This window comes from Actinomadura sp. 9N407 (genome assembly GCF_044326315.1).
Lineage (GTDB): Bacteria > Actinomycetota > Actinomycetes > Streptosporangiales > Streptosporangiaceae > Spirillospora.
In genome coordinates this window covers 437388-460140 of record NZ_JBIRAW010000003.1, presented here as the reverse complement: position 1 = coordinate 460140, position 22753 = coordinate 437388, and the positions used below count along the sequence as shown (strand labels likewise).

Here is a 22753-nt window from a genome sequence, read left to right as displayed (position 1 = left end):
CCGATGGACAATTTCCTGGCCTTCGGGATCATCGGCCTCAGCACGGGCGGCATCTACGCCGTCATCAGCAGCGGACTGGTGCTCACCTACACGACCACGGGCATCTTCAACTTCGCCCATGGCGCCGCGGGGATGATGGCCGCGTTCTGCTACTGGCAGCTGACCGGCGGATGGGGCCTGCCGGTGCCGGTGGCCCTGGCCGTGGTGCTGCTCGTCCTGGCCCCGCTGTTCGGGCTGTTCGTCGAGCGGTTCATCATGCGTCCCGTCCAGGGGATGGGGGAGGTGGAGCGGCTGGTGGTGACGGTCGCCCTGCTGTCAGGGCTGATCGCCACCGCCCGCTGGATCTGGGATCCGAACGTCGCGCGCCCGCTCCCGAAGTTCTTCGCCGACCGGCCGGCCCTGCATCTCGGGCCGGCCGTGGTCACCTGGCACCAGGTGGTCACGCTGGTGGTGGCCGCGGCCGTCGCGGCGGGACTGTACGTCCTGCTGTACGGCTCGCGGCTCGGCATCGCGATGCGCGCGACCGTCGACGACCGCTCGCTCGCCAAGCTCAACGGCGCCGACCCGGCCGTCGCCGCCAAGGCCGCGTGGGTGCTGGGCACGGTGCTGGCCGCGCTCGGCGGCATCCTCATCGCGCCCAGCGTCACCCTCGACGCCTCGCTGCTGTCGCTGCTCATCATCAGCGCGTACGCCGCCGCCATCTTCGGGCGGCTGCGCAGCCTGCCGATGGCGTTCGTGGGCGCGATCGTGGTCGGCTGCACCGAGAGCTACCTCACCGGGTACCTCCCGCAGAACGACTACCTGCCGGGACTGCGGATCGCCGCGCCGGCGCTGCTGCTGTTCATCGTCCTGCTGGTCTTCCCGAACCCGCGGCTGCGCGGGAGCGTGCGGATCATGCGGGCGCTGCCCGTTCCGACGATCAGGGGCACGCTGGTGTTCGGCGCCTGCATGACCGCCTTCGCGGTGATCCTGGCGACCACGCTCAGCGACCCGGACATGGTGACCTATGGACTGATCTTCCCGCTGGCCGTGATCGGCCTGTCCCTGGTCGTGCTGACCGGCTTCTCGGGCCAGATCTCGCTCTGCCAGCTCAGCCTGGCCGGCATCGGCGCGGTCACCTGGGCGAACCTGGGCGCGACCGGCAACCCGCTGGCACTGGTCGCGGTGGTGCTGGTCTCGGGCCTGGTCGGCGCGGTGATCGCGATCCCCGCGCTGCGCCTGTCGGGCATCTACCTGGCGCTGGCGACCGCGGCCTTCGCCCTGGTGCTGGACGGGTGGATCTTCACGCTGCCCGGCTCCTGGCTGTTCAACCAGGGGTCGGCCGAGGTGGCACCGATGTTCGGCTCGATCCGGGCCCAGATGGTCTTCGCCGCGGTCGCGTTCGGCCTGCTCTCGCTGCTGGTGGTGGTGATCAGGCGCGGCGTGCTCGGCCGCAGGCTGATCGCCATGCGCGACAGCGAGGCGGCCTGCGCGACCCTGGGCGGGCGGCTGCTGGTCACCAAGGTCGTGGTGTTCGCGCTGGCCGCGGCGATCGCGGGGCTGGGCGGCGCGCTGTACGGCATGCACCAGCGCTCGATCACGCCCGACCACTTCAACCTGGTCGCCGGACTGCCCATCTTCCTGCTGGTGGTGATCGGCGGGATGGCGGCCGTCGGCACCGGCTTCTTCGCCGGGGCCAACCTGGCCGGGTTCTTCCCGCTGCTGGTCGCGGTCTTCCCGGCCGCGCACAACCTCGCGGCGCTGCTGCCGGGACTGGCCGGGATCGGCATGGGCGGCAACCCGGACGGGGTCGTGACCCATCTCAGGCGCGACTGGGACCCGGTCCGCCGCTACTGGATGCCGCTGGCCGCGCTGATCACGGTGCTGTGGCTGCTCTGCGTGGCCGGACTCATCAGCGGCTGGGTGCTGGCGTTCGGGTCGTTCGTCCCGGCGCTCGCCCTGCGCACCTGGGCGCGTCCCCGGCCGGCCGCCGACGTCCCGCTGGAGTGGCGCGGCATCCGCAGGCCCTGGATTCCCGCCGACAGGAAGGAGGTACTCGATGGCCTTGCTCGAAGTTAGCGCCGTGTCGGTGCGCTTCGGTGGCAACGTCGCCCTCTCCGAGGTCGATCTCGCCGCCGAGGCGGGGCACGTCACCGGCCTGATCGGTCCCAACGGCGCGGGCAAGACCACGCTGTTCAACGTGGTGTCCGGACTGCTCAGGCCCCGGTCGGGGCGGGTCCTGCTGGACGGCGCCGACATCACCAGGCGGGGCCCGGCCGCGCGGTCCCGCCGCGGTCTCGGCCGTACCTTCCAGCGGCTGGAGATCTTCGGTCACCTGTCGGTACGCGACAACCTGCGGGTCGCCGCCGAGTTCCAGCGCGGCGCCGCGGACATCGGCCCGATCCTGGCCAGGCTCGGCCTGGAGGACGTGGCGGACCTGCGCGCGGACGACCTGCCCACCGGCCGGGCCCGCCTGGTCGAGCTGGGCCGGGCGCTCGCCGTACGGCCCAAGGCGCTGCTGCTGGACGAGCCCGCGTCGGGACAGGACGAGGAGGAGACCGAACGCTTCGGGCTGCTGCTGCGCGAGCTGGCCGCCGAGGGACTGGCGGTGGTCCTGGTCGAGCACGACATGCGCCTGGTGATGGAGGCCTGCGACATCGTGCACGTGCTCGACCTGGGCAAGGTCATCGCCAGCGGCCCGCCCGACGGCATCCGCGCCGACGCCGCCGTACTGACCGCTTATTTGGGGGCGGCATGAAGGAGCGAAGCGAGTTCATGAGCGCTGTTCTTGCCGGGGGGTGTGGGGGGTCGCCCCCCCACAAGGAGGCAGCATGACCAGCCTGCTGGAGTTGCGGAATGTCTCCGCGGCCTATGACCGCATCACCGTGCTGTCCGGGGTCGACCTGGCGGTGGGGGCCGGCGAGATCGTGGCCCTGCTCGGCCCGAACGGTGCCGGTAAGACGACCACGCTGAACGTCGCGGCGGGCCTGCATCCGGCCGCCGGCGGCGAGGTCCGCGTCGGCGGGCGCGCGCTGGCGGGTACCGACCCGGTCGAGCTGGCCAGGCGCGGGGTGTGCCTGATCCCCGAGGGCCGGGGCGTGTTCCCCAACCTGACCGTACGCGAGAACCTCCGGATGATGACGTTCGCCGGCGTGGACCGTGCCCGGGTGGAGGAGATCGCGTTCACGCGGTTCCCCAAGCTGGCCCGGCGGCAGCGGCAGACCGCCGGGACGCTGTCCGGCGGCGAGCAGCAGATGCTCGCGCTGGCGCGCGGGCTGGCGGTCGATCCGGCGGTGCTGCTGATGGACGAGCTGTCCATGGGCCTGGCACCGCTGGTGGTGGCCGAGCTGTACGCGCTGGTCGTCGAGATCGCGCGGACCGGGGTCGCCGTGCTGGTGGTGGAGCAGTTCGCGAGCACGGTCCTGGGCATTTGCGACTGGGCAGCGGTGATGGTGAACGGCCGGATCGAGCGCGTCGACGTTCCCGGTGACGATCTGGCGGCCGACCTGTCGGCCCTGTACATGGGAAGTGTGAAATGACGGAGACACGCGCGGACCGCTTCGTCCGCGAGATCGCCGAGCTGCGGATCCCCGATCCGGCGGCGGGCCGGGCCCGGCTGTGGCTGCGGATCGGTGTCCTGCTCATGGCGGCGGGCGTGGCGGCGGGGGTGACGGCCTTCTTCCTGTCCCGCTCGACCACCGATCCGCTGGCCCAGAACGACGCGCAGGCGCTGGGATTCGCCGGAGTCTGCGCGAGCGTCGTCGGCAGCGCCGTGTACCTGCGCTACGCGCTCGCCAACGTCCTCCGCTTCTGGCTCGCGCGGCTGACCATGGCCGTCGAGGCCGCTCCCGAGGAACAGCCGATCCCCGCCGCCGTGCGCGGCGACTGAACGGAGACACGCACATGCGCAAGGACGACTACATCCTGATCAGCGTCGATGACCACATCATCGAGCCGCCCGACATGTTCGCCAACCACATCCCCGCCAAGTACCGCGACGACGCGCCGCGCCTGGAGCACCGCGACGACGGGACCGACGTCTGGACGTTCCGCGGCACCACCATCACCAACTCCGCGCTGAACGCCGTCGCCGGTCGGCCCAAGGAGGAGTACGGGCTGGAGCCGCAGGGGCTGGACGAGATCCGTCCGGGCTGTTACGACGTGCATGAGCGGGTCAAGGACATGAACGCCGGCGGGATCCTGGCCTCGATGAACTTCCCGTCGTTTCCGGGTTTCGCGGCGCGGCTGTTCGCGACCGAGGACTCTGATTTCTCGATGGCGCTGGTGCGGGCGTACAACGACTGGCACATCGATGAGTGGTGCGGCGCTTACCCGGGCCGCTTCATTCCGATGGCGCTGCCGGTGATCTGGGACGCCGAGTTGGCCGCGGCCGAGGTGCGCCGGGTGGCGGAGAAGGGCTGCCGTTCGCTGACGTTCACCGAGAACCCGGCCGCACTGGGCTACCCGAGCTTCCACAGCGACTACTGGGACCCGCTGTGGAAGGCGCTGTGCGACACCGGCACCGTGCTCAACGTGCACATCGGTTCCTCCGGACGGCTGACGATCCCGGCCGTGGACTCGCCGCCCGACGTGATGATCACCCTGCAGCCGATGAACATCGTCTCGGCCGCCGCCGACCTGCTGTGGTCGCGGGTGATCAAGGAGTTCCCGACGATCAAGATCGGGCTGTCGGAGGGCGGGACCGGCTGGATCCCGTACTTCCTGGAGCGGGTGGACCGGACGTTCGAGATGCACTCGACCTGGACGATGCAGGACTTCGGCGGGCGGCTGCCGTCGGAGGTGTTCCGCGAGCACTTCCTGACCTGCTTCATCAGCGACCCGCTGGGCGTGAAGCTGCGGCACGACATCGGCATCGACAACATCTGCTGGGAGGCCGACTACCCCCACAGCGACTCGATGTGGCCGGGGGCACCCGAGGAGCTCAGCGAGGTGATGGAGAACTGCGCGGTGCCCGACGAGGACATCAACAAGATGACCTACGAGAACGCCATGCGCTGGTACTCCTTCGACCCGTTCGCCCACATCCGTCCCGAGGACGCGACCGTGGGGGCGCTGCGCGCCTCGGCCGCCGGCCACGACGTCTCCATCCAGTCGCGGAGCAACCGGATCATCGATCCCTCGGAGAAGCTGGAGGCGTTCCGCCAGCGGGCCCGCGCGGCGACAGCGGCGGCCGCGTCCCGTCCCTGACCCCCGACTCTCCCGGCTCGGGGCCCGCGCCACGGTGACGGCCGCTGGTGGTGCACGATTGGATCATGAACACCACCAGCGGTCCCACCAGCGATCTCACCGGCAAGAGCGTCATCGTGACGGGGGCGGGATCGGGCATCGGCCGTGCCGCCGCCCTGCGGTTCGCCGAGCACGGCGCCAAGGTCCTGGTCGCCGACATCAACCCCGGCGGCGCGGCCGAGGCCGTGGCGGAGATCCGCGCGAAGGGCACGCCGGCCCACGCGGTCGTCGGGGACCTGAGCGAGCAGCGGATCGTCGACCAGGTCGTCGCCACCGCCGTCGAGGAGTTCGGCGGCCTCGACGTCCTGGTCAACAATGCCGGGATCATGGACGACATGTCGGCCGCCGCCGACGTCACCGACGCCGTCTGGGAACGGCTGCTGCGGATCAACCTCACCGCGCCGTTCCTGCTGGCCCGCGCCGCCCTGCCGCACATGCTCGCCGCGGGCAAGGGCTCGATCGTCTTCACCGCCTCGGAGGCGTCCCTGCGCGGCAGCGCCGCCGGGGCCGCCTACACCGCCTCCAAGCACGGCGTCGTCGGCCTCACCAAGTCGCTGGCCGTGATGTACCGGGGCCAGGGCATCCGTACCAACGCCATCGCGCCCGGCGCCACCATGACCAACATCGAGTACGCCCCGGCCCCGGACGCCCATGGACCGGCCGTCCTCGCGTCCTACATGGGCAACTTCGGCCAGGTCTCCACCGCCGAGCAGCAGGCCTCGGCCATCGTCTTCCTCGCCTCCGACGCCGCCGCCAACATCAACGGCGCCATCCTCCCGGTCGACAACGGCTGGGCCGCCGTCTGACCCGAGGCCGCGGCGGCCGTTCCGCGATCACGCCGGACGGACCGTCCGTTCCGCCGGGCTCCACGTCGCCATGAACGAGGCCATGGCCGTGATGGCCTCGCCGCGCAGGCCGGCGTGGTCCGGCCGTACGCGCAGGTCCACCGTGACCCCGGACCGTGCCGCGCGGGCGGCGAACGTCAGCGAGTCGTCCAGCAGGGGGTCGGTGCCCGCCGTGAGCAGCTGGATCGGCGGCAGGCCGTGCAGGTTGGCATAGAGCGGGCTGAGCAGCGGGTCGGTCGGCGCCGTGCCCCCGGCATAGCGCGCGACCTGCCGTCGGAGGCCCGCGACGTCGAACGTGGGATCGGCGCGCGCGTTGAGCAGCAGGCTCTGCGACTCCATGGTCAGGTCGAGCAGCGCCGAGATCAGGACCGCGCAGCGGGGCGGTGCGGCACCCGAGTCGCGCAGCCGGACCAGCAGCGAGGCCGCGAGTCCCGCCCCGAGCCGCCCGCCCGCCACCACCACCGGACCCGAGGCCTGGCCGTAGTCGTACGCGGCCTGGACGTCGTCGAGCGAGGCGGGGAAGGCGGGGCGGTAACGGGTGCAGACGACGGTCGCCCGCGTCCGTGCGGCAAGACGGCCGGCGTGATCGAGTGCCGGTTCCGGGTCGCCCGAGAGGTCCCGGTCGCCGTGCACGTACAGGATGACCGTCTCCGCCGGATCGGGCGGGCGGATGACCGGCCCCACCGGGCTCTCCTCCACCCGGAGCTCACTTGCCACGGCGCACCGTCCTCTCCACTGCCTGCCAGTGCTCGTCGGCCACCCACAGGCGGGCGAAGGCGCGCGCCGCCTCGTCCGCGGGCACGCCTCCCGCGGTGACCTTCTTGATCTCTCGAGCCGGGCCGTTGGCGAGCGACCTGGCCAGGGCGCGCCAGCCGTCCTCGAACGAGGCCCGCGGCAGCACCCGGTCCACCAGCCCGGCGCGCTCGGCCTCGGCGGCGTCCAGCAGGGTGCCGGTGCCCTCGAGCAGCAGGGCCCGGCCCCGGCCGACCAGCGCCGCGAGCCGTTCGGCGCCGCCCCAGGCGGGCATGATCGCCAGGGTGGACTGGGTGAAGCCGATCCTGATGTCGTCGGCGGCCACCCGGATGTCGGCGGCCACCGCGACCTCGGCCCCGCCGCCCAGGGCGTGCCCGTTCAGCGCGGCGATCACGGGGACGGGAAAGCCGGCGAGCCGGTCGCAGATGCCCCGCATCCGCAGGGCCATCGCCGTCGCCTCGTCCTCGGTACGGATCGCGGCCAGTTCCTTCAGGTCGCCGCCCGAGACGAACACCCGGTCGCCCGCACCCCGGATGACCAGGGCCTGCGCGCCCGCCGCCGCGTCGAGCGCCTTGTCCAGCTCGTCCATGGTGGCCGGCGCGATGGCGTTGCGGGCGTGCGGGCGGTCGATGGTGACGACCGCCAGCCCGCCGTCCAGCTCAAGATCTACCATGTGGCTTCTCCATAGGCGGTAGTGATGTTCTGGGCGTTCGCGGTCAGTCGTCGTAGACGACCGTGACGTGCTCGGTCATCGGCTCGCCCTGGCAGGTGAGGACCCAGCCGTCGGCGATCTCCTCATCGTCCAGCGCGTTGTTGACGCGCATCTTGGCCTCGCCCTCGGTCACCTGGGCGATGCACGTGGCGCAGTTCCCCGCCTCGCAGGAGAAGGGCGGTGCCAGGCCCGCCCGGCGCGCGCTCTCCAGGAAGGTCTCGCCGGCATGCTGGGGGACCGTCTGCTTCCTGCCGGCCAGGACGATGCTGACCGTGCCGTCCCGCTCCTCGCCCGCGGGCTCGCCCTCCCCGGTCGCGAAGCGCTCGATGAAGATCTGCCCGGCATCGGCGCCGTGCGCGAGGAGGGCGCGCTCGGTCAGCTCCATGAACGGCGCGGGCCCGCAGACGTAGAAGTCGGCGTTCCGGTCGACGTTGACGAAGTTGCGTACCTGGACGTCGGTGACGTAGCCGTTGAGGACGTCCAGATGGTGGTGGACCTCGAGGTCGTCCGGGTAGCGGGCGGCCAGCTCGGCCAGCGTCGTCCTGAAGATGATCGAGTCGGCGTCCCGGTTGGCCACCAGCAGCCGGACCCGCCGCCTGGTGGTGGCCAGCGCGCTCTTGACCAGGGACAGGACCGGCGTGATGCCGCTGCCTCCGCAGAACGCCACCAGCGGTGCGGACGTCTCGCGCAGGCAGAAGACACCGGCCGGACGGGTGGTCTCGACGCTGTCGCCGGGTTCCAGATGGTCGTGCATCCAGTTCGACACCAGGCCGCCGGGGACGCGCTTCACCGTCGTCATCAGCTCGGTGTCGGTGTCCGGGGAGCTCGACATCGAGTAGCTGCGCAGAGTGCCGCAGGCCTTGTACGTCAGGAACTGCCCGGCCTGGTAGGGGAACGGCGCGTCGAGCACGTACGTGCGCGTGTCAGCCGTCTCTTGGACGATCCGCGTGATCCGGACCGGATGGAAGCCGTGGTCTCGCGCCATGTATGGAATCTAGCTTCTCACTCTGAGAGAGTGCAATTCTCGACGCGCGATTCCCGACGTGAGAGACGTGAGAGAGGAGCTGTCGCGATGCGGACGATCCCGGCCGAGCTGGCGAAGCGGTACGAGGCGGAGGGCTGGTGGACCCGGGACACGCTCGGGGACCTGCTGGCGCGCGGGCTCCAGGCGGCACCCGGGACCGAGTTCCGCGTGCACTCGGCCGTGCGGCCGTGGACGGGGACGTTCGGCGACGTCGAACTGGTGGCGCGCCGGCTGGCCGAAGGACTGCGCGCGCGAGGCGTCGGTCCCGGTGACGCGGTCGCGTTCCAGCTGCCCAACTGGATGGAGGCCGCCGCGGTCTTCTGGGCGTCGGCGTTCCTCGGCGCGACCGTGGTGCCGATCGTCCACTTCTACGGGCGCAAGGAGGTCGGCTACATCCTGGAGTCGGTCGAGCCCAAGGTCTTCGTCACGGCCGAGCGGTTCGGGCGGATGGAGTACGAGCCCGGCCTGTGCGCGGGCGTGCCCATCGTCGGCGTGGTGGGACGGGACTTCGACGACCTCCTCGGCGACGATCCGCTGCCCGGGACCATCGCGGCGGACCCGGCGGGCCCGGCCCTGATCGCGTTCACCTCGGGGACGACGCGCGATCCCAAGGGCGTCGTGCACAGCCACCAGACGCTCGGCTACGAGACGCGCCAGCTCGCCGGGCTCTACCCGCCCGACCGGGACCGGCAGCTCACCGCCGCTCCGGTGGGGCACTTCATCGGCATGGTGAACGCCTTCCTGATCCCCGTGCTGGACGGGGCGCCGGTGCACCTGGCCGACGTGTGGGACCCGGGAAAGGCGCTGGGACTGATGATGAGCGACGGGCTCACGGTGGGCGGCGGCGCCGCGTACTTCATGACGAGCCTGCTCGACCATCCCGACTTCACGCCGGCGCACCTGCGCTACATGAAGTACGCGGGCCTCGGCGGGGCGGCCGTGCCGGTGGCGGTCACCACCCGGCTCGCGGAGCTGGGCATCACGGTGTTCCGCTCGTACGGCAGCACCGAGCACCCGTCCATCACCGGCTCCATGTACACCGCGCCCGAGGCCAAGCGGCTCTACACCGACGGGGACGCCCTGCCCGGCGTGGAGTTCCGGCTGGCCGGCGACGGCGAGATCCTCAGCCGGGGCCCGGACCTGTGCCTGGGGTACACCGATCCGGACCTGACCGGGGCGGCCTTCGACGGCGACGGCTGGTACCGCACGGGCGACATCGGCGAGGTCGACGGGGACGGCTACCTCACGATCACCGACCGCAAGGCCGACGTCATCATCCGCGGCGGCGAGAACATCAGCGCGCTGGAGGTCGAGGAGGCGCTGCTGGCGATGCCGGGCGTCGCGGAGGCCGCCGTGGTGGCCGCCCCCGACGTGCGGCTCGGCGAGCACGCGGCGGCGTTCGTGCGGATGCGGCCCGGCGATCCCGCGCCCGGCATCGAGGCGATGCGGACCCACCTGGAACGGGCGGGCCTGGCCCGGCAGAAGTGGCCCGAGGAGCTGTCCGCCGTGGACGACTTCCCGCGCACCGCGAGCGGCAAGGTTCAGAAGTTCGTTCTCCGACGTGATATTGCAGCACAGCAAACTTGAGAATAGTATTCTCAGAAACAGCGAAGGAGAGTCTCGATGCCGTCACGCGAGCTGCCCTATCCGCTCTTCGACGCGGACAACCACCTGTACGAGACCGAGGACGCGCTGACCAGGCACCTGCCCAAGGGCTACGAGAACGTGGTCCAGTACGTGCAGGTGCGCGGCCGTACGAAGATCGCGATCCGGGGGCAGATCAGCGAGTACATCCCCAACCCGACCTTCGACGTGGTCGCCCGTCCCGGGGCGATGGAGGACTACTTCCGGGAGGGTAACCCCGAGGGCAAGAGCAGGCGGGAGATCTTCGGCGAGCCGATGCGCTCGATCCCCGCCTTCCGCGAGCCGGGGCCGCGGCTGGAGCTGATGGACGAGCTGGGGATCCAGCGGGCGCTGATGTTCCCGACGCTGGCCAGCCTGATCGAGGAGCGGATGCGGGACGACCCGGACCTCATCCACGTGGTCGTGCACGCGCTCAACCAGTGGCTGCACGAGGAGTGGTCCTTCAACTACAAGGACCGCATCTTCACCACCCCGGTCATCAGCCTTCCCGTGGTCGACAAGGCGATCGCCGAGCTCGACTGGTGCCTGGAGCGCGGCGCGAAGACGATCCTGGTCCGGCCCGCGCCGGTCCCCGGGTACCGGGGCCCGCGCTCGTTCGCGCTGCCGGAGTTCGACCCGTTCTGGAAGCGGGTGGTGGACGAGGGCGTCGTGGTCGGGATGCACTCCTCCGACAGCGGCTACAGCCGGTACACCAACGACTGGGAGGGCAGCGGCGCGGAGATGCTGCCGTTCAAGACCAACGCCTTCCGGATGCTGGGCCAGTGGCGGCCGGTCACCGACGCGGTGGGGTCGATGGTCTGCCACGGCCTGCTGACCCGGTTCCCCGAACTGAAGGTCGCCGTCATCGAGAACGGCTCCACCTGGGTCCAGCCGCTGCTCACCGAGCTGGCCGACGTGTACAAGAAGGCACCGGAGGCGTTCGGCGAGGACCCGGTCGAGGCGGTCAAGCGCACCCTGCACGTCAGCCCGTTCTGGGAGGAGGACATGGCCGAGCTCTCCGACCTCATCGGCGTCGACCGGGTGCTGTTCGGCTCGGACTACCCGCACCCCGAGGGGCTGGCCGACCCGGTCTCCTACGTCGACGCGCTGGGCACGCTGAGCCTGGCCGACCAGGCCAAGATCATGGGTGGCAATCTGGCCCGCCTCATGTCGGTATGACCTGGGAGTCCATCCCCAGGATGGTGCTGAGCGCGGTCCCGCCCGGAGTGCCGGTCATCGACCTGAAGTCGGCTCTCAGCCGGCAGGGCGCTCACTGACGGTAGCGCTCTCACCTGCGATATTGGCATTCTCATTTTCTGGAAGTAACGTATTCAGCAATGAACGACTTCGCTCAGACCTCGTCCGGCATCCCCGTCCGGCCGGTCTACGGACCGGCCGACCGGGTTGCCGAGCCGCCCGAACCGGGTCGCTTCCCCTTCACCCGCGGCAACTACGCCTCCGGCTACCGGGGACGGCTGTGGACCTTCCGCCAGTACTCCGGGTTCGGTACCGCCGAGGAGTCCAACCGCCGCTACCGCTACCTGCTGGACCAGGGCGGCACCGGCCTGTCGGTGGCGCTCGACCTGCCCACGCAGTGCGGCTATGACTCCGACGACCCCGAGGTGAGCGAGGAGGTCGGCCGGGTCGGCGTCGCGGTCGACACCCTCGCCGACGCCGAGGTGCTGTTCGACGGCATCCCGCTCGACGCGATCAGCACCAGCTTCACCATCAACGGCACGGCCGCGATCCTGCTGGCGTTCTACGTGGCCGCCGCCGAACGCCAGGGCGTGCCCCGCGCGAAGCTCACCGGGACGATCCAGAACGACATCCTCAAGGAGTACGCCTCGCGCGGCACCTGGATCTGGCCGCCCGAACCGTCGCTGCGGCTGATCGCCGACACCATCGAGTTCTGCGCGGCGGAGGTACCGAAGTTCAACGCGATCTCGGTGGCCGGCGCGCACTTCCGCGACGCCGGCGCCAACGCGGTGCAGGAGATGGCCTTCACCCTCGCCGACGGGGTCACCTACTGCGACACCGTGCTGGAACGCGGCCGGATGACGGTCGAGCAGTTCGCCCCGCAGATCTCGTTCTTCTTCTACACGCACGGCGACTTCTTCGAGGAGATCGCCAAGTACCGGGCCGGGCGGCGGCGCTGGGCGACGATCGTCCGCGAACGCTACGGCGCGACCACCGACAAGGCGTCGATGTTCCGCTTCGGCTGCGTGGCCGGCGGCGCCTCCCTGTACGCCCCCCAGGCCCAGAACAACATCGTCCGGGTGGCCTACGAGGCGATGGCCTCGGCGCTGGGCGGCGTCCAGTCGATGTTCACCGCCGCCTGGGACGAGCCGTTCGCGCTGCCCAGCGAGGAGTCGGCGACGCTCGCGCTCCGTACCCAGCAGATCCTCGCCCACGAGACCGGCATCGCCCGCGTCGCCGACCCGCTCGGCGGCTCGTACTTCGTCGAGGCGCTCACCGACGCCACCGAGGCCGCCATCGTCGAGATCATGGACGACCTGGACCGGCACGGCGGCATGGTCCGGGCCATCGAGGACGGCTACCTGCAGGGCCTCATCGCCGACGAGGCGTACCAGGCCCACCAGGAGATCGAGGCGGGTATCCGGCCGGTCGTCGGCGTCAACCGCTTCGTCGCCGACGAGCCGGCACCCGAACTGGCGACCTACGAGCTGGACGCCGGGGGACGCGAACGGCAGCTGAAGCGGCTCGCGAGGGTCAAGGCCGAGCGCGACCCGGCGGCCGTCCGCGCCCGCCTCGCCGACCTGGCCCGTGCCGCGGAGGGCATCGACAATCTCATGGCCCCCTTGATCGACTGCGCCGACGCCTACTGCACGGTCGGCGAGATGGTCGCCGCCCTCAAGGCGGTCTGGGGCGAGTTCCAGCAACCGGTGGTGTTCTGAAATGCCGACTGTGCCTTCTGTGGAGGGGCGACCCCCCACACCCCCCGGTTCGCCTTCGGATCCGACGCGAGTACTCGTAGCCAAGCCGGGCCTGGACGGGCATGATCGCGGTGCCAAGATCGTGGCGCGGGCGCTGCGGGACGCGGGCTTCGAGGTCGTGTTCACCGGCATCCGCCAGCGGGTCGAGGACATCGTGGCGATCGCCCTGCAGGAGGACGTCGCCGTCGTCGGCCTCAGCATCCTGTCCGGCGCGCACCTCGCCCTGACCACCCGCACCATCGACGCGCTCAGGGCCGCGGACGCGGCCGACATCGCCGTCATCGTCGGCGGCACCATCCCCGGGGCCGATGTCCCCCGGCTCAGGGCCGCAGGTGCCGCCGCGGTCTTCCCGACCGGCACCGCCCTGGACGTCCTGGTGGCCGAGGTGCGCGCGCTGACCGCCGCTCCCGCCCCACCCTGATCCGCGCCGTACGGCGCGCGGAGACCGAGGACGCATGAGAACGAGAACCTGGAGGGCACTGTGCGGGTCGGTGTGATGATCGGGCCGGAACGGGGCGACTCCGCGCGGAAGGCCGCGCGGATGGTCGAGGACGTGCTGTGGGCCGAGGGCGCGGGGCTGGACACCGCGTGGGTCCCGCAGATCCCCACGGACTTCGACGCGCTGATCGCCGTGGCCCTGATGGGCGCGCGGACGGAACGGATCGAGCTCGGGACCGCGGTCGTACCGCTGCAGGCGCAGCACCCGATCGCGCTGGCGCGGCAGGCGCTGTCCGCGCAGGCCGCGTCCGGCGGGCGGCTGGCGCTGGGCGTCGGGCCGTCGCACCACTGGATCGTGCGGGACATGCTGGGGCTGCCCTACGAGCGCCCGGCCGGCTTCACCCGCGACTACCTGGACGTCCTGGACGCCGCGCTGCGCGGGCCCGGGCCGGTCGACGTCGAGAACGCGACGTTCACGGTGCACAACCCGCTCGGCCTGGGCCCGGTGGCGCCGCTGCCGGTCCTGATCGCCGCGCTCGGCCCGGTCATGCTGGCGCTCGCGGGCGAACGGGCCGACGGGACCGTCCTGTGGATGGCGGACGAGCGCGCGGTCGCCGACCATGTCGTCCCCCGCATCACCAAGGCGGCCGAAGGCGCCGGGCGGCCGGCCCCCCGCGTCGTGGCGGGCATCCCGGTCTGCCTGTGCCGGCCTTCGGAGGTCGGGGCGGCGCGCGAGCGCGCCAACCGCATCCTCGGCGAGGCGGAGGTCTCGCCCAACTACCAGCGCCTGCTGGACTACGGCGACGCCAGGGACATCGGCGACCTGTGCGCGGCGGGCGACGAGGCGGCCATCGCGGCCCGGTTCCGGCGGTTCGCCGACGCGGGCGTCACCGACCTGTCGGTACGGCTGCTGCCGATCGGCGAGGGCCGGGACGAGCTGGTCGCCTCCAAGCGCCGGACCCGGGACATGCTCGCCGGGCTCGCGGCGGATCTCAGATGACCGCCGGGCCGCTGGCGGGCGTCCGCGTCCTGGAGGTCGGCCACATGCTGGCCGGGCCGTACGCGACGATGATGCTCGCCGACCTCGGCGCCGAGGTGACCAAGATCGAACCACCGGGCGGGGACATCTCCCGGCAGGTGGGCGACACCTACTTCGCCAGCCTCAACCGGGGCAAGCGCAGCGTCCGCCTCGACCTGACCTCCGCCGCGGGCCAGGCCCGCCTCGGCGACCTGGTCGCGTCCGCGCACGCGCTGCTGGTCAACATGAAGCCGTCGGCGATCCACCGGCTCGGGCTCACCTACGAGGCCCTGCGCCGGTGGAACGAGCGGATCGTCTGCGTCGCGCTCACCGGCTTCGGGCTGGCGGCGGGCGACGATCCGGCCTTCGACTACGTGGTCCAGGCGGCCACCGGCGTCGCCGCGCTCACCGGCGATCCCGCCGGGCCGCCGACCCTGCCCGGGTACTCCTCCGCCGACAACTCCGCCGGGCTGACCGCCGCGCTCGGCCTGCTCGCCCAGATCGTCTCCGGGCGCGGCGGCCAGGTGGAGGTGGCGCTGCGGGACGTGCTGCTGTCCCAGCTGAACTACCGGGCCGCCGCGTACCTCAACGACGGCGTCGAGCCACAGCGCCTGCCCAACGGCGCGCACTCCTACTACGTCCCCGCCCAGCTGTTCCCGACGGCCGGGGGATGGCTGGCGCTGTTCGTCACGCACGATACGTTCTGGAAGTCCTTCGCCGCCGAGGCCGGGATCGAGGGCTACCCGACGATGGCCGAACGCGCCGAGCGGCGCGAGGAGGTCCTGGCCGCCGTGACGGATGCGCTCGCTCGCGATTCCGCCCGGGCCTGGGAGGAGCGGCTCCGTCCGCTGGGCGTTCCGGCGGCGGCCGTACGGACGCTGCCGGAGGCGCTGGAGGCCAATCCGGAAATGATCGTGACGGCCGGTGGGTTCCGGCAGGTCGCGAGCCCGATACGGGTCGCCGGGTACGTTCCCGACTACCGGCCGTCGCCGCGCCTCGGCGAGCACGGCGGCCTCCCCTTCCCACCCCAGAGCGGGGAGCCTCTCAATGCCGTCCCCTGACCCGCCCGGCGAGCGGCGGATCGTGCTCGTCTTCGAGGATCGCGAGTTCAGTGTGGCGCGGCTGGAGGCCCTGGCCGGCGGGCTGGCCGGGACGCTGGCGCGGCGCGGCGTACGGGCCGGCGACCGGGTGGCGCTCATGGCCTCGAACCGGCCCGAGTTCGTCGTGGCGGTGCAGGCGATCTGGCGGCTGGGCGCGGCGGTCGTCCTGCTCAGCCCGGCGTGGAAGCGCGGCGAGGTCGAGCACGCCCTGGCGATCACGGAGCCGGCGCACGCCGTCGGCGACCATCCGGTGCTGGCCGGGCTGATGCCGATGCTGCACCTGGACGAGCCGCCCGACGGCGAGCCCGGGCCCGCCCCGGAGCCCGATCCGGAACGGGACGCCGTGCTGGTGTTCAGCTCGGGGACGACCGGGTTGCCGAAGGCCGTGCGGCACACGCACGCGTCGTTCGGCGCCGCGGTCCGGCACTGGCGGGACGCGCTGGGACTGACCGCCGCCGACCGGATGCAGATCACCACGCCGCCCTCGCACATCCTCGGCCTGCTCAACATCGTCACGGCACTGGAGGCGGGCGCCTGGCTGCGGCTGTACCGCCGGTTCGACCTGGACCTGATGCTGCACCACATCGAGGCCGACCGGATCACCGTGGAGGCGCGCGCGGAGTCGCTGATGGCCGGGTACCTGCCGGCCGAGGCGACGGCGGACGCGTTCGACGACGGCTGGTACCGGACCGGCGACGTCGGGAACATCGACGCGGACGGCCTGCTGCGGCTCACCGACCGGTCCAAGGAAATGATCAAGGTCAGGGGGTTCCAGGTCGCGCCCGCCGAGGTCGAGGGCGTCCTGCACGGCCATCCGGCCGTCGCCGACTGCGCCGTGTTCGGGATCCCCGACCCGGCCGACGGGGAGGCGATCGTCGCGGCCGTCGCCACGCACGGAACGGTCGATCCGGCGGATCTGGTCGCGCTGGTCGGGGACCGGCTGGCCTCGTACAAGAAGCCGCGCCGCGTGGTGTTCGTGGCCGAGATCCCCCGGCTGCCCTCCGGCAAGGTGCTGCGCCGAATACTCAAAGAGCGTCATGGACAAGAGCGTCATGGCCAGGAACGTCATGGACAGGCGTCTGGCGACTGAGGAACAAGGAGCGGGTCCCGGGAGCGCCTTCCCGGGACCCGCTCCGCCTCTCGGCCCGCCGCCACCGCGGCGGGCGGCTCACTTCGGCGGGAACCTGAGCGCGCCGTCCAGGCGGACGACCTCGCCGTTGAGGTAGCCGTTCTCGCAGATGTGCTGGACGAGGGCCGCGTACTCGGGGGACTGGCCCATCCGCTTGGGGTACGGCACCTGGGGGCCCCAGTAGGCCTCCAGTTGGTCGCCCGCCTTCCCGTACGCGGGGGTCAGGAACGTGCCGGGGGCGATCGTGACGACGCGGATGCCGACGGGGGACAGGTCGCGGGCGGCGACGAGCGTCATGCTCACCACCCCGCCCTTGGCGGCGGCGTAGGGAAGCTGCCCGATCTGGCCCTCGTAGGCCGCGATCGAGGCGGTGTTGACGATGACGCCCCGCTCGCCGCCCTCGGCGGGCTCCTGCCGGGCGATGGCGGCGGCGGCCAGGCGCATCACGTTGAAGACGCCGGTCAGGTAGACCTCGATGGTCTGCCGGAAGCCGGCCAGGTCCAGCGGGGAGCCGTCCTTGCCGATGAGGCGGCCGCCGGTCGCCGGGCCGCCGTGGGCGTCGACCGAGATCCGCAGCGGCCCGGCCTCGGCCGCCGCGGCCATCGCCGCCTCGACGTCGCCCTCGCCGGTGGCGTCGGTCCGGACGTAGCGGACGCCCAGCTCCTGCTCCAGCGCCTTGCCCTTCTCGTCGGCGAGGTCGGCGACCACCACGTGCGCCCCGGCCGCGTGCAGGCGGCGGACGGTGGCCTCGCCGAGCCCGCCGGCGCCGCCGACCACGACCGCAGAGCTTCCACTGATCTCCATCAACGTTATCCTCTCTTGCAAGCATGACTCTTGCTAAGGAAGAATAGCATTCTCATGAATATCGCCATGATCCTCGAAATGACGGTCTCGGCCGGTGACCGGGTGGTGGTGACGGCGGGTGGCCGTTCGCTGACCGCTTCCGAGCTGCTGCGCCTGGCACATGCGGCGGCCCGACGGTTCATGCGGCGGCCGGCCGTCCTCTATCTCGGCGCCAACCACCTCGCCTACCCGGTGGCCCTGTTCGGGTCGGCCCTGGCGGGCGTCCCGTTCGTCCCCCTCAACTACCGGCTCGGCGAGCGGCAGCTGAGCGACCTGCTGGACCGCCATCCCGGTGCCCTCGTCCTCCGCGCCCCCGACCTCGACGCCCTCCTCGACCCCGAGCCGGCGCCGGACGGCGCGGACCCGTCCGATCCCGGGCCCGACACCCCGCAGGACCAGGATTCGGTCGCGGTCCTGCTCTACACGAGCGGTACGACGGCCGCGCCCAAGGCCGCTGTGCTGCGCCACCGGCACCTGCTGGCGTACATCCTCAACACGCTGGAGTTCGCGTCGGCGGAGGAAGAGGACGCGGCGCTGGTGGCGGTCCCGCCGTACCACATCGCCGGGCTGGCCAACCTCCTGACGAACCTCTACACCGGGCGCCGGGTCGTCTACATGCCGGCGTTCGACGCGGGGGAGTGGCTGGACACCGTCCGGCGGGAGGGGATCACGCACGCGCTGGTCGTACCGACGATGCTGGCACGGATCGTCGCCCATGTGCCCGACGACGACGCCGGGACGCCGACGCTGCGCAGCCTCGCGTACGGCGGTGCCCGGACGCCGCGGCCCGTCCTGGAACGTGCGCTGCGCATCTTTCCGGGGACGGGGTTCGTCAACGCCTACGGGCTGACGGAGACGGCCTCCTCGGTCGCCGTCCTGGGTCCGGAGGACCACCGCGAGGCGCTGGAGGCGAGCGACCCGGAGGTACGCGACCGGCTCGGCTCGGTCGGCCGGGCGCTGCCCGGGGTCGAGTTCGAGATCCGCGCGGAGGACGGCGGCCCGGCCGGCGCGGGTGAGACCGGCCTGGTGTTCGTCCGGGGCGACCAGATCTCCGGCGAGTACGGCGGACGGAGCGTGCTGGACGGCGGCGGCTGGTTCGCCACCCGGGACCGGGGACGGCTCGACTCCGGCGGCTACCTGTTCATCGAGGGGCGCGCCGACGACACCATCATCCGGGGCGGCGAGAACATCGCCCCGGCGGAGATCGAGGACGTCCTGCTCGCCCATCCCGGGATCACCGAGGCGGCGGTGCTCGGCCTGCCCGACCCCGAGTGGGGGCAGCGGCTCGTCGCCGTCCTCGTCGGCGACGGGGACCCGGCGGAGATCCGGCGGTGGGTCAGGGAGCGGCTGCGCTCCTCCAAGACCCCCGACACCGTCGTGTTCCGCGCCGAGCTGCCGAAGACCGACACCGGAAAACTGCTGCGCCGCGTCCTGCTGGCCGACCTGGAGAACACCCATGCCTGAAGCCGTCATCGTGTCCGCCCTGCGTACCCCCATCGGGACCGCCTTCAAGGGGACGCTGCGCGACACCACCGCCTACGACCTGGCCCATCACATGGTCACCGCCGTGGCGGCCGGGCTCGACCCGGACACGGTCGACGACGTGGTCCTCGGCGAGGGCCTCTACGGCGGCGGCGTCCTGGCCCGGCACGCCGCGCTGACCGCCGGGCTCACCTCGGTCCCCGGGCTGGCCCACAACCGGCACTGCGCCGCCGGCCAGGCCGCCGTCCAGAGCGCGGCCGCGAGCGTGCGCGCGGGCATGGACGGACTCGTCATCGCCGGCGGCGTCAACTCCGCTTCCACCGCGCCGAGGTCGCGGTTCCGGATCGACGGCGAGTGGGCCGACCCGTGGTACCCGCCCACCCATCCGGACCGGCCCGATGCCCCCAACCTGGACATGTCGATCACCGTGGGCTGGAACGCGGCCGTCAAGGCGGGCGTGACCCGTACCGAGATGGACGCCTGGGCGTTGCGCTCGCACCGCAACGCCGTGCGCGCCATCGACGAGGGCCGCTTCGACGCGGAGATCGTCCCGATCGAGACCCCGCACGGGCTGTTCGCCGTGGACGAGCACCCGCGCCGCGGCACGTCGCTGGAGAAGCTGGCCGCGCTGAAGCCGATCCACCCGGAGATCGAGGGGTTCAGCATCACCGCGGGCAACGCCTGCGGTGCCAACGACGCGGCGGCGGCGCTCGTCGTCGCGAGCGACCGGCTCGGGCTGCCCGCCCTGGCCACCGTGCGGTCGTGGGCCTCGGTCGGCGTCGACCCCGCCGAGACCGGGCTGGCCCCGGTGAAGGCGATCCCCAAGGCGCTGGGCCGCGCGGGGCTGTCGGCCTCCGACGTCGACCTGTTCGAGATCAACGAGGCGTTCGCCGCGATGTGCGTCGCCACCGTCAAGCTGCTCGACCTCGACCCCGAGCGGGTGAACGTGAGCGGCAGCGGCTGCTCGCTCGGCCACCCGGTCGCCGCCACCGGCGCCCGGATGATCGTCACGCTGGTGCACGAGCTGCGCCGGCGCGGCGGCGGCATCGGCGTCGCCGCGATGTGCGCCGGCGGCGGGATGGGGTCGGCCACGGTCATCGAGGTCCCGGCTCCGTGACCCGGCGGCTCGCCCGATGAACGTTCCGGAGCTGGTCGCCGCGGCGCGCACGGGATCCCTGCGCGCCGCCGGGCGGCTGCTGACCCGGGTCGAGGGGGCGCGCCGCGACGAGGTGCTCGCGGTCCTCGACCGGGACTCCGCTCAGGGGCCCGGCACGGAGCCCGTACGGGTCGTCGGCGTGACGGGCCCGCCGGGCGCGGGCAAGTCGACGACCGTCGCGGCGCTCGTCGGGGCGTACCGCGAGCGCGGCCTGCGGGTGGCGGTGCTCGCGGTCGACCCGTCCTCGCCCTACAGCGGCGGCGCGCTGCTCGGCGACCGGATCAGGATGGCCGCGCACACGACCGATCCCGGCGTCCTCATCCGCTCGCTGGCGGCCCGCGGCCATCTGGGCGGCCTCGCCGCCGCCGTCCCCGCGGCCGTCCGGGTGCTGGCCGCCCTGTCCTATGACCTGATCCTGCTGGAGACGGTCGGGGTCGGCCAGTCCGAGATCGAGATCGCCGCCGTCGCCGACCCCACCGTCGTCATCCTGACCCCCGGCGCGGGCGACGCCGTCCAGGCCGCCAAGGCGGGCCTGCTGGAGGTCGCCGACCTGCTGGTCGTGAACAAGGCGGACCGGGACGGCGCCCACCAGACCGTCCGCGACCTGCGTCCCGAGACCGACGTCCCGATCCTCACCCTGTCCGCGTCGAAGGGCGACGGGCTGCCGCTGCTGATCGAGGCGATCGACGCCCACCGGCGCGCCGACACGCCCGCCCGGCGGACGGCCCGCGCGCACGCCCAGATCCTGTCCCTGGCGCAGACCAGGCTGCGCGCCCATCCCGACCTGGCGAGCCTGGCCGCCGATGTCGCGGCCGGCCGCCGCGACGCGTACACGGCGGCCGGCCTTCTCCTGCGCGGTACTCCGGAAGGGTGACCCTCACGCCTGGAAGCGCAGCAGAGCCTCCTGGGCGTACGAGGCGACGAGGGAGCCGTCCGCGGTGAGGACGTCGCCCCGGCCGAAGCAGCGGCCGTGGGCCAGCAGCGGGCTGTGCTGGCGGAGCAGCAGCCAGTCGTCGGTTCGGAACGGCCGGTGGAACCACAGCGTGTGCGAGGTGACGGCGGAGGCGAACGCCGTGCCGGAGTCCCGCTGGCAGACCCCGTCGAGCGGGCGCAGCGCCGTGCCGATGAGGGTCAGATCGGTCGCGTAGGCGGCCAGCGCGGGTGCCAGCTCCGGGTCGGCCGCGGGGGTGCGCATCCACAGATCGAGCTCGGGCGGCTCGGGCCGGGTGGAGTCCAGGTCGGCCGTCGATCGGGTCTCCCAGGGCAGCAGGTCGAGCTCCACGCGATGCTCGGCCCCGAGGACGGCGGGGACCTTGGCGGCGGACTGGTGGTCGAGGCCGTCCTCGGCCGCGTGCAGCGAGACCGAGGCCGTCGCCACGACGCCCTTGGACTGCCGGGCGACGATGCCCAGCGTCGCGAAGGTGCCGCCTTCGTGATGGCGCTCCACCTCGTACCGGACGGGTTCCTCGGACACTCCGGCCCGCGGGAACAGGACATGCAGCGACTTGATCGTCTTGTCCGGGCGGCTCAGCGAGGCCGCCCGGACGAACTGGGCCAGGAGCTGCCCGCCGAACAGCCGGTGGTAGCTCAGCCGCTGGTTGCGTCCCTCGAAGCCGGCCGGTACGGCCCGCAGGTCGAGGCAGTCGAGGAGGTCGGGCCACAGATCGGTCGCGGAGGGCATGCCGATCAGTGTAAAGGAAGTTATCGCGTTATGAGAATAGGATTCTCGGATCAGGTACGGGTGACTCCGATGGCGCAGAAGTCCCACGCCTCGTCGGCCGTGATGGGGTGCGCGGTGCCGTCCTCGGAGACGTCGTTGGACTGGGCGATGAACATGATCGTCTGCATCACCAGGGCCGCCGCGCGGCGGGGCTTGATGCTGCCCCGCAGTCGGCCGGCGTCCTCGGCCTGGGCCATCAGCTCGGTGAACAGCGCGAGCAGCGGCGCGTGCGCGGCCTTCACCTCGGCGGGATGCGAGAGCAGCAGCTGCGGGGCGAAGTCGGTGAACAGCGGGCGCTGCGCGTCGGGATCGGGGCGGGACAGCTCGAACAGCAGCTGGACGGCGACCTTGAGCCGGTCCAGCGGGTCCGGACGGCCGGAGGCGGCGGCGCGGATCTGCTCGGTCGCGCGCTGCAGGGCGTCCTCGAACAGGGCGAGCAGCAACTCGTGCTTGCCGTCGAAGTGCTGGTAGAAGCTGCGCAGCGACTGCCGGGAGCGGTCGACGACCTCCTGCACGGTGAAGTCGGTGGTGCCCTTCTCCATGATGATCGCCTGGGCCGCGTCGAGGAACCGCTCCACCCGCTGCTCGGCCCGGAGCTTCGCGGCCCTGGTGGATCGCTCCACCGCACGCTGCTTCCAGGCCGGCTCTTCGCTGGTGGTGCTCATGGGCTGATCCGTCTTCTGCGCCATAGGAAGAACCTTACTGCACGGTACTGGTAGTGATCCTCTGG

Annotated in this window: 22 protein-coding genes; 16 read left to right on the top strand and 6 right to left on the bottom strand. The window is 72.1% G+C overall.

Translation table 11 applies throughout. From position 1 onward, the window contains the following. Nucleotides 1-3: 3 nt before the first annotated feature. The 6 genes from ACH34Q_RS07640 (at nucleotide 4) to ACH34Q_RS07615 (ending at nucleotide 6032) form a co-directional block, all read left to right on the top strand. A complete protein-coding gene (locus ACH34Q_RS07640; protein WP_395982058.1) occupies nucleotides 4-2058 on the top strand; it encodes an inner-membrane translocator in 2055 nt (684 codons plus the stop codon). Beyond that, nucleotides 2039-2737, top strand: a complete 699-nt coding sequence (locus ACH34Q_RS07635) for an ABC transporter ATP-binding protein (protein ID WP_395982057.1) — start codon at nucleotides 2039-2041, stop codon at nucleotides 2735-2737. The genes ACH34Q_RS07640 and ACH34Q_RS07635 overlap by 20 nt, the downstream gene beginning before the upstream one ends. 73 nt (nucleotides 2738-2810) lie before the next feature. Continuing rightward, nucleotides 2811-3518: an ABC transporter ATP-binding protein gene (locus ACH34Q_RS07630; protein WP_395982056.1), complete on the top strand. Its 708-nt coding sequence runs from the start codon at nucleotides 2811-2813 to the stop codon at nucleotides 3516-3518. After that, complete coding sequence (locus ACH34Q_RS07625) at nucleotides 3515-3868, top strand: hypothetical protein (RefSeq protein WP_395982055.1); 354 nt, start codon at nucleotides 3515-3517, stop codon at nucleotides 3866-3868. Before ACH34Q_RS07630 ends, ACH34Q_RS07625 begins: the two co-directional genes overlap by 4 nt. Before the next feature lie 14 nt (nucleotides 3869-3882). Further along, nucleotides 3883-5187: an amidohydrolase family protein gene (locus ACH34Q_RS07620; protein WP_395982054.1), complete on the top strand. Its 1305-nt coding sequence runs from the start codon at nucleotides 3883-3885 to the stop codon at nucleotides 5185-5187. Between the two features lie 65 nt (nucleotides 5188-5252). Next, nucleotides 5253-6032 carry an SDR family NAD(P)-dependent oxidoreductase gene (locus ACH34Q_RS07615; protein ID WP_395982053.1) on the top strand — a complete coding sequence of 260 codons (780 nt, stop codon included), beginning with the start codon at nucleotides 5253-5255 and terminating at the stop codon, nucleotides 6030-6032. Nucleotides 6033-6059: 27 nt separating this feature from the next. On the opposite strand, the gene ACH34Q_RS07610 is transcribed toward ACH34Q_RS07615, so the two are convergent. The 3 genes from ACH34Q_RS07610 to ACH34Q_RS07600 are packed head-to-tail and all read right to left on the bottom strand — an operon-like array spanning nucleotide 6060 to nucleotide 8521. Then, entirely contained in the window at nucleotides 6060-6788 is a 729-nt protein-coding gene (locus tag ACH34Q_RS07610; protein WP_395982052.1) for an alpha/beta hydrolase fold domain-containing protein, read from the bottom strand. Continuing rightward, nucleotides 6778-7497: an enoyl-CoA hydratase/isomerase family protein gene (locus ACH34Q_RS07605; RefSeq protein WP_395982051.1), complete on the bottom strand. Its 720-nt coding sequence runs from the start codon at nucleotides 7495-7497 to the stop codon at nucleotides 6778-6780. The genes ACH34Q_RS07610 and ACH34Q_RS07605 overlap by 11 nt, the downstream gene beginning before the upstream one ends. 43 nt (nucleotides 7498-7540) lie before the next feature. Beyond that, nucleotides 7541-8521, bottom strand: coding sequence for a 2Fe-2S iron-sulfur cluster-binding protein (locus ACH34Q_RS07600; protein WP_395982050.1), 981 nt, complete (start codon nucleotides 8519-8521; stop codon nucleotides 7541-7543). An 87-nt stretch (nucleotides 8522-8608) separates the two neighbouring features. Here ACH34Q_RS07600 and ACH34Q_RS07595 point away from each other — a divergent pair, with 87 nt between their 5' ends. From ACH34Q_RS07595 to ACH34Q_RS07565, 7 genes are all read left to right on the top strand, one after another. Next, entirely contained in the window at nucleotides 8609-10147 is a 1539-nt protein-coding gene (locus ACH34Q_RS07595) for an AMP-binding protein (RefSeq protein WP_395982049.1), read from the top strand. Between the two features lie 36 nt (nucleotides 10148-10183). Then, on the top strand, nucleotides 10184-11362 hold the full coding sequence (locus ACH34Q_RS07590; protein WP_395982048.1) for an amidohydrolase family protein: 1179 nt from the start codon (nucleotides 10184-10186) through the stop codon (nucleotides 11360-11362). 158 nt (nucleotides 11363-11520) lie between these two features. Beyond that, nucleotides 11521-13098 (top strand): methylmalonyl-CoA mutase family protein, encoded by a 1578-nt coding sequence (locus ACH34Q_RS07585; protein ID WP_395982047.1) that lies wholly within the window; start codon nucleotides 11521-11523, stop codon nucleotides 13096-13098. Between the two features lies 1 nt (nucleotide 13099). Then, entirely contained in the window at nucleotides 13100-13558 is a 459-nt protein-coding gene (locus tag ACH34Q_RS07580) for a cobalamin B12-binding domain-containing protein (RefSeq protein ID WP_395982046.1), read from the top strand. Between the two features lie 60 nt (nucleotides 13559-13618). After that, nucleotides 13619-14575, top strand: coding sequence for a TIGR03564 family F420-dependent LLM class oxidoreductase (locus tag ACH34Q_RS07575; RefSeq protein ID WP_395982045.1), 957 nt, complete (start codon nucleotides 13619-13621; stop codon nucleotides 14573-14575). After that, complete coding sequence (locus ACH34Q_RS07570; protein WP_395982044.1) at nucleotides 14572-15654, top strand: CaiB/BaiF CoA transferase family protein; 1083 nt, start codon at nucleotides 14572-14574, stop codon at nucleotides 15652-15654. Before ACH34Q_RS07575 ends, ACH34Q_RS07570 begins: the two co-directional genes overlap by 4 nt. Next, nucleotides 15641-16783, top strand: a complete 1143-nt coding sequence (locus ACH34Q_RS07565) for a class I adenylate-forming enzyme family protein (RefSeq protein ID WP_395982043.1) — start codon at nucleotides 15641-15643, stop codon at nucleotides 16781-16783. The genes ACH34Q_RS07570 and ACH34Q_RS07565 overlap by 14 nt, the downstream gene beginning before the upstream one ends. Before the next feature lie 78 nt (nucleotides 16784-16861). Here the strand turns inward: ACH34Q_RS07565 and ACH34Q_RS07560 are convergent, their stop codons facing one another. Continuing rightward, complete coding sequence (locus ACH34Q_RS07560; protein ID WP_395982042.1) at nucleotides 16862-17626, bottom strand: SDR family NAD(P)-dependent oxidoreductase; 765 nt, start codon at nucleotides 17624-17626, stop codon at nucleotides 16862-16864. A gap of 54 nt (nucleotides 17627-17680) precedes the next feature. Here ACH34Q_RS07560 and ACH34Q_RS07555 point away from each other — a divergent pair, with 54 nt between their 5' ends. Genes ACH34Q_RS07555 through ACH34Q_RS07545 form a run of 3 tightly spaced genes read left to right on the top strand, consistent with a single transcriptional unit; the run spans nucleotide 17681 to nucleotide 21177 of the window. After that, nucleotides 17681-19129 (top strand): class I adenylate-forming enzyme family protein, encoded by a 1449-nt coding sequence (locus ACH34Q_RS07555; RefSeq protein WP_395982041.1) that lies wholly within the window; start codon nucleotides 17681-17683, stop codon nucleotides 19127-19129. Then, the gene (locus ACH34Q_RS07550; RefSeq protein ID WP_395982040.1) at nucleotides 19122-20264 is read left to right on the top strand and encodes a thiolase family protein; all 1143 of its coding nucleotides are present in this window, start codon (nucleotides 19122-19124) and stop codon (nucleotides 20262-20264) included. The genes ACH34Q_RS07555 and ACH34Q_RS07550 overlap by 8 nt, the downstream gene beginning before the upstream one ends. A 16-nt stretch (nucleotides 20265-20280) precedes the next feature. Further along, nucleotides 20281-21177, top strand: coding sequence for an ArgK/MeaB family GTPase (locus ACH34Q_RS07545; protein WP_395982039.1), 897 nt, complete (start codon nucleotides 20281-20283; stop codon nucleotides 21175-21177). Nucleotides 21178-21180: 3 nt separating this feature from the next. Here the strand turns inward: ACH34Q_RS07545 and ACH34Q_RS07540 are convergent, their stop codons facing one another. Further along, the gene (locus tag ACH34Q_RS07540; protein WP_395982038.1) at nucleotides 21181-21984 is read right to left on the bottom strand and encodes an acyl-CoA thioesterase; all 804 of its coding nucleotides are present in this window, start codon (nucleotides 21982-21984) and stop codon (nucleotides 21181-21183) included. Between the two features lie 50 nt (nucleotides 21985-22034). Then, entirely contained in the window at nucleotides 22035-22688 is a 654-nt protein-coding gene (locus tag ACH34Q_RS07535) for a TetR/AcrR family transcriptional regulator (protein WP_395982037.1), read from the bottom strand. Nucleotides 22689-22753: the final 65 nt, after the last annotated feature.